This window comes from Microbacterium sp. (assembly GCF_011620665.1).
In the GTDB taxonomy this organism is placed as follows: Bacteria; Actinomycetota; Actinomycetes; order Actinomycetales; family Microbacteriaceae; genus Microbacterium.
The window spans coordinates 1-3,421 of sequence record NZ_WOYQ01000062.1 but is presented as its reverse complement, the minus strand read 5'-3'; the positions used below and the strand labels follow the sequence as shown (position 1 = coordinate 3,421).

General features: G+C 65.0%; 3 protein-coding genes and 1 pseudogene. All 4 read right to left on the bottom strand.

What is annotated here, in order from left to right; translation table 11 throughout:
* Positions 1-122: 122 nt before the first annotated feature.
* Positions 123-671, bottom strand: a complete 549-nt coding sequence (locus QZV81_RS07955; protein ID WP_292835393.1) for a PH domain-containing protein — start codon at positions 669-671, stop codon at positions 123-125.
* Positions 672-709: 38 nt separating this feature from the next.
* Positions 710-2,377: an ABC transporter ATP-binding protein gene (locus QZV81_RS07950; RefSeq protein WP_292835390.1), complete on the bottom strand. Its 1,668-nt coding sequence runs from the start codon at positions 2,375-2,377 to the stop codon at positions 710-712.
* Positions 2,374-3,330 (bottom strand): ABC transporter permease, encoded by a 957-nt coding sequence (locus tag QZV81_RS07945; RefSeq protein WP_292835387.1) that lies wholly within the window; start codon positions 3,328-3,330, stop codon positions 2,374-2,376. Before QZV81_RS07945 ends, QZV81_RS07950 begins: the two co-directional genes overlap by 4 nt.
* A pseudogene (locus QZV81_RS07940) lies at positions 3,320-3,421 on the bottom strand (ABC transporter permease); the annotation flags it as partial. The pseudogene QZV81_RS07940 and the gene QZV81_RS07945, both read right to left, overlap by 11 nt.

The following is a 3,421-nucleotide window of genomic DNA, read 5'->3' as shown; positions in this document are numbered from 1 at the left end:
ACTAGACCCTAACCCGGCGATCAGCTACGACCACGGGCTGAAGGGAGTCTTTGCAGGACCGTAACATTTCGTGACCTGCGGGCAAAATGCATGCGGTACAGGCGGCGAGATCATCAATCCGATCATGCCGGACCGCCGGTGATCATCACTGCGACAACCGCCCACACCGCGATGAGGAGCCCCGAACAGAGTCCGAACGGGGCCCACGAACGAGTGGGGACACCGCCGACGGCGCTCGCCTCCACCGACGCCTCCCACCGCCGTCGGATCGTCTCGACCTCGTGGAGCGCCGGAGGCTCGCGTCGCCGCCCGCCCGGCCCGTCGCGGGACGGCCGCCCCGGCCGCCCGGCGACGGGCCCACCGAACGCCTTGAGCTCCTGCCCGCCGCCATACACGAACACGACCTGATAGCGCAGTCGGACATCAGCCACTTCGCCCCAGGGTAACCGCGTGCGACGCAGAAAATTCTGCACCGTCACGGCGTCGGCATCCGTCTCGATCGCCGATGAGTACATGAACAGGTACACGACCCATACCGCCAGCAGGACCCAGGGCGCAAGAAGCAGCATCTCGCCCCACCCGGCTCGCAGCACGGCGTCGCCCAGGAGAAGGAGCGCGACTGCGCCCGAGATGATCATCGCGACCACTCCTGAGGCTGCGCGGAGAACCACGCGCTCGCGCGGATTCTCTCGGCGCATCAGTCGGCCGATCAGTTCCCGCCCAATCGGATCGACGCCCCCGGGATCGCGTCCAGAAGCCGACGCGTGTATTCCTGTGCCGGCCGGGCGAAGATCTCGTCGACAGTCCCCTGCTCGACCACGCGACCCTTCTCCATCACGCACACGAGGTCAGCGGCCACGCGCACCACCGCCAGATCGTGGGTGATGAAGAGGTACGTCAGCCCGAGCGACGATTGGAGCTCGTTCAAGAGCTCCAGGATCTGAGCCTGAACGAGCACGTCGAGCGCCGAGACTGCCTCATCGAGGATGACGATGTCGGGCTTGAGCGCCAACGCACGCGCGATCGCGACGCGCTGCCGCTGGCCGCCCGAGAGCTCGTTGGCGTAACGCGAGGCGAGCGCTTGCGGCAGCGAGACCTGGTCGAGCAGCTCACGCACGCGCACACGGCGTGAAGCGCTGTCGCCGACTTTGTGGATGTTCAGCGGCTCGGCGATGGTGTTGCCGATATTGCGCATCGGGTCGAGGGACCCGTACGGGTCCTGAAAGACCGGCTGCATCCGACGGCGCAGATCAAACAGGGCGCGCTTCGATAGCGATGACACGTCCTTGCCGTCGACCTCGATCGACCCGGAGGTGGGAGTTTCGAGAGCGAGAACCATCTTTGCGACCGTTGATTTCCCTGACCCAGACTCCCCGACAAGCGCGAGCGTCTTGCCGCGCGGAATATCGAAGGAAACGGCATCGACCGCGCGGAACGGGATGCTTCGGAACCCGCCCTGGCGGATCGGGTAGTCCTTCGTCAGGTCGCGCACACGCAGTGTCGGTGGGATGCCGGCGACATCGTCCATCGTCTGAATACCCCGGTCTTCGACCTTCGCCTGAATGCGCTGCGAAGCGATCGACGGCGCCGCGGCGACGAGGCGCTGAGTGTACGGATGGCGCGGATTCTGCAGGATGAGTCGACTGGGACCCGCCTCGACGATTTCACCATCCTTCATCACGATGATGCGCTCCGCCCGTTCGGCTGCGAGACCGAGATCGTGCGTGATCAGCAGCACCGAGGTGCCCTTCTCCCGCGTGAGCGTGGCCATGTGGTCGAGAATGACACGCTGCACGGTCACATCGAGCGCGGATGTCGGCTCGTCCGCGATCAGCAGCTGCGGGTCTGCCGCGAGACCGATGCCGATGAGCGCGCGCTGCCGCATCCCTCCTGAAAACTGGTGCGGATACTGATGCATCCGCTTCTCGGCGTCCGCGAGGCCGGCTTGTTTGAGCACCTCGATCGCGCGCGCCTCGACGGCACGCCTGCCGCTCGCGATGCCGTTGGCTCGCACCGCTTCCTTCACCTGGAAACCGATCGACCATACCGGGTTGAGATTGGACATCGGATCCTGCGGGACATAGCCGATGTCACGACCGCGAATGCTCTCCATCGCGCGTCGGCTGTATTCGGTCAGCTCGGCGCCGTCCAGCAGAATGCTCCCGGCGGTGATGCGTCCGTTGCCGGGGAGGAGATTGACGACTGCGGATGCCGTTGTGGACTTGCCGCAGCCGGACTCCCCGACGATCGCGACCGTCTCGCCCGGAAAGATGTCGAAACTGACGCCGTGCAGCACCTCGTTGCTTTCCGACTGCGAGTCGAAGGCCACCCGCAGGTCACGAACCCGTAGCAGGGGCTCTCGGGAGATCTCGCTCATCGGCGGGCCCTCGCTCTCGGGTCGAGGGCGTCGCGGATCAATTCGCCCAAAAGAATGAAGGCCAGCACTGTCACAGTCAGGATGATCGACGGGTAGACGAGCGCCATGGGTGCGACGCGCAGGGACTGCTGCGCCTGACTGATGTCATTGCCCCACGACATCGTTCCGCTGCCGAGACCGACACCGAGAAATGACAGGGTCGCCTCGGCGACGATGGCCCCGGCGAGACTGATGGTGGTGATCACCAGCAAGGGCGCGATTGCGTTCGGCACGACGTGGGTGACCAACGTCGTGAATCGCGACTGACCGAGCGCGCGAGATGCCGTGACGAAGTCGGCTTGACGCACCCGGAGCACTTCGGCGCGCACGACACGGGCGGTCGACGCCCAGGCGAATCCTCCGATTGCGAACGCAAGCGTGAACTCATTGCGATTCGTGGAGAAGACGCTCATGACGACGACGGCAGCCAGAATGTACGGGATCGAGAAGAAGATGTCGCCGATGCGCGAGAGCAGAGAGTCGAGCCATCCCCCGTAGAAACCCGCGAAAGCGCCCATGACAAGGCCGATTGTCGTGCCGATGATCGTCGCGAGCAGACCCACGGTCAGCGACGTGCGAGCGCCCCAGACCATGCGCGACCAAACGTCGCAGCCGAGGAAGGTGAACCCGAGCGGGTGACCGTCCGTCGGCCCGCCGTTGCTGTCGGCAAGCTGGCAGTTGTCGTTCGGCGGCACTTGCGTGAACAGCGTCGGCCAGACGGCCATCAGCAGCACGATCGCCACCAGGAGCAGGCTGATCCAGAACGTCGGTCGACGACGCAGGTCGCGCCACGCATCCGTCCACAGGTTGCTGGGCTTCTCGTCGACCCTCACAGCGTCGACGACGAGGGTCCCATCCTTCACGGGAGCGACGAAGTGGGTCACCCCCGTGGGATCGTTGAGATCAGTTGACATAGCGGATCCTCGGGTCGAGCAGGCCGTAGAGAAGGTCCACGACCAGGTTGACGAGCACGTAGATGATGACGAACACCGTGACGAACGAGAC